Here is a 2833-nt window from a genome sequence, read left to right on the forward strand (position 1 = left end):
CGCTCGGCCGCTCCGCGGTGCTCGGCGGCGCCGAGACCCGGCTGCGGCTGCGCACCCGGCCGCAGGAGGCGGAGCCCGCGCGGGGCGGCCGACGGCGGACCATGGGCGCGCTGTTCCAGAAGTGACGGTGGACCGGGGGTGGTGGACGACACGGCCGCCCGGCGGAAGGGCCGGTCAGGGCCGATCTGTCACGCTGGGTAGTTGGTCGTGTCCGGTCCCGCCCGGGCGGCATCCGGTATCGTCGCTGGTTGGCCCAGCCGTGGACGGAGTGGACAGTGACAGCGGTGCAAGACGAGCGCAGCCCGGTGCGGACCGCACCCGACCCCTCGCCCGCCCCCCTGTCGGACCGGCTGCGCCGGGCCCTCGGCGCCCCCGTCCGGGCGCTGCGCGAGGCCCCCCGTCGCCCGCTGCTGGCCGCCTCCGCCGTGGCGCTGCTGTCGCTGCTGGTGTACGCGGTGGTCCGCCACTTCGTCCACACCTCGATGGTGGACATGATCGTCTACCGGGCCGAGGGCGCCGCCGTGGCCAACGGTACCGACCTGTACGCGCTGCGCGTCACCGAGTGGAACCTGCCCGCGACCTACCCGCCGTTCGCGGCGATGCTGTTCGTCCCGACCACCTGGTTCCCGGTCCCCTTCCTCCGGGTGGCGATCACTCTCGGCAACATCGGGCTGCTCGCCCTGCTGACCCACCTGTCCTTCAAGCTGGTCGGCTGGCCGCGCCGCGAGCTGCGGCCGATCGGCGTCGTCCTGGTGACCGGCCTCGGGGTCTGGCTCGAACCGGTCTTCACCACGCTCCGCTACGGCCAGATCAACCTCGCGCTGGCCTGCCTGATCCTGTGGGACCTCACCCGTCCGGACAGCCGGCGGAGCAAGGGCGTGGCGATCGGCATCGCCGCCGGCATCAAGCTCACCCCCGGCCTGTTCGCGGTCTACCTGCTGATCACCGGCCGGGTCCGGGCCGCCTTCGTGGCGGGCCTCACCTTCCTCGGCACCTTCCTGCTCGGCGCCCTGGTCCTGCCCGACGCCACCTGGGGCTTCTGGACCAAGTACCTCTACGACTCCTCCCGGGTCGGCAAGACCTGGATCGTCGACAACCAGTCGATGCGCGGCGCCTTCGCCCGACTGCTGCACACCACCGACCCCGGCACCGTCGCCACCGTCGGGGCAGGCCTGATCGCGCTGGCCGGCCTCGCCGTCTCCGCCTGGGCCGTGCGCAGCGGCCGCTGGCTGCCCCGGGCCGAGGCCTGGGGCGTCTGCTGCGCGGCCGTCACCGCCGTACTGATCTCCCCGATCAGCTGGACCCACCACTGGGTCTGGTGCGTGCCGATGCTCGTCCTGCTCGCCGCCGAGGCCTCGGTCGAGCGCGCCCGCCCGGCCGGTGTCCGCCGGCTGCGTTGGCGGGCCGTCTTCTGGGCCACGCTGGTCGCCTTCCTCTCCTTCGCGATGTGGGCCGCGAAGCCGGTCGGCCTGGCCGTCCTCGACATGTCACCGTGGCGCCAGCTGCCGACCTCGGTCTATCCGTGGGTCGGACTCTGCTTCCTGCTCGCGGCCGCCGTCCGGATAAGGGCCCGACGGCGTTCGGCCGGCGCGCCGCTGGTCCGGCTGCCCGGACAGCGGGACGCGGGCGGCCCGGACGCCACCCGCGGTCGTCAGCAGGCCCCCGCGGCCCGCTGAGCCGGCGGGGGTGCCGCTCCTGTCTTCCCGCTCCTGCTCCTGCCCCCGAGCCCGCTGATCGTCCCCGTGTTCCCGCGGGCGGTCGTGCCCGTGCTGCTGTACGTGCCGGTACACGCTGCGGCGCACGCCTACGCGAGCAGCTCGGCGAGCGAGCCGTCCATGTCCAGCGCGGCCAGCTCGCTGCCCGGCGGGACCAGCCGGTGCGCCCGCTCCAGCCAGGCCGCGACCGCCGGCAGCGGGGCCTCCAGCAGCGCGTCCCCGGCGGGCGAGCTCAGCGCCAGGCAGAGCACGCTGCGCCGGCCCGAACGGGTCGGCCAGATCCGCACGTCGCCCTGGCCGCACGGGCGGAAGGTGCCCTCGACCAGCAGCTCGCGGGCGAACACCCAGGTCACGGGGGAGCCGGTGTCCAGGTGGAAGGTGATGTAGACCGCGTACGGGTCGTGGCTGCCGTAGGACAGCCGGGCCGGGACGGGGATGCTCTGCTCCGGCGAGAGCACCAGGTTGAGCTCCAGCTCGTGCTCGACGACGCTGACGGGACGCTCCATGATCGTCTTCCTCTCTGCCTTCGGGCGGTGCCCGGTTCCGGGCCCTGTGACTTTTGAGAGGGCGGTCCGCACCGGCTCTTACACACGTTTCCGGGATTTCTTCGGGAAGTTCGGTGAGGGGTGGTGAACGGAGGGCGGCGCGGCGCGCCGGCAATCGTCGTGCGCTGCGTTCCTTACCTCGGACGACCCTTCGGCGTCCGGGGAATCGCGAACTTTCCGCCGCGGCTCCGGTGAGGCACTACCCTTTGTGACTACCCGGCGACTGTCCGCCCATCGGTGGTGCCCCCGCGCGCCGAGTGCCGGGCGCGCCTGGTCGTGCGCGCGGGCGGACGCGTCTGCGGTGGTCGGGCCCGGTCGGCCCGCACCGACCTCGTCAGGACCTGCCAGGAAAGAAGACCCCATGACGGACCGCCCCTTCGCCGCCGACGGCGACCCGGCCGTCGCACCCGAGCCCGGCTACTACCCCGACCCCTCCGTTCCCGGCTTCGTCCGGTACTGGGGCGGCTCGGCCTGGGTGCCCGGCACCAGCCGGCCCGCGCCCGCCGAGGGCGAGCTGCTGGCGCCGCCCCGGTACGCGACCCGGCGGTCCGCCCCGGACGGAGCGGCACGGGT

Annotated in this window: 3 protein-coding genes; 2 read left to right on the forward strand and 1 reads right to left on the reverse strand. The window is 74.2% G+C overall.

Annotated elements, in window-relative coordinates; genetic code table 11:
• Positions 1-275: 275 nt before the first annotated feature.
• Complete coding sequence (locus tag KS423_RS42635) at positions 276-1676, forward strand: glycosyltransferase 87 family protein (RefSeq protein WP_224285072.1); 1401 nt, start codon at positions 276-278, stop codon at positions 1674-1676.
• A gap of 128 nt (positions 1677-1804) precedes the next feature.
• Here the strand turns inward: KS423_RS42635 and KS423_RS42640 are convergent, their stop codons facing one another.
• Positions 1805-2221, reverse strand: coding sequence for an SsgA family sporulation/cell division regulator (locus tag KS423_RS42640; protein ID WP_224285073.1), 417 nt, complete (start codon positions 2219-2221; stop codon positions 1805-1807).
• A 400-nt stretch (positions 2222-2621) separates the two neighbouring features.
• On the opposite strand from KS423_RS42640, the gene KS423_RS42645 reads away from it, so the two are divergent.
• Positions 2622-2833: DUF2510 domain-containing protein (locus KS423_RS42645; protein ID WP_224285074.1), on the forward strand; the 212-nt coding region annotated here is incomplete at its 3' end.

Source organism: Streptomyces sp. LS1784 (assembly GCF_020103755.1).
Classification (GTDB): Bacteria; Actinomycetota; Actinomycetes; order Streptomycetales; family Streptomycetaceae; genus Kitasatospora.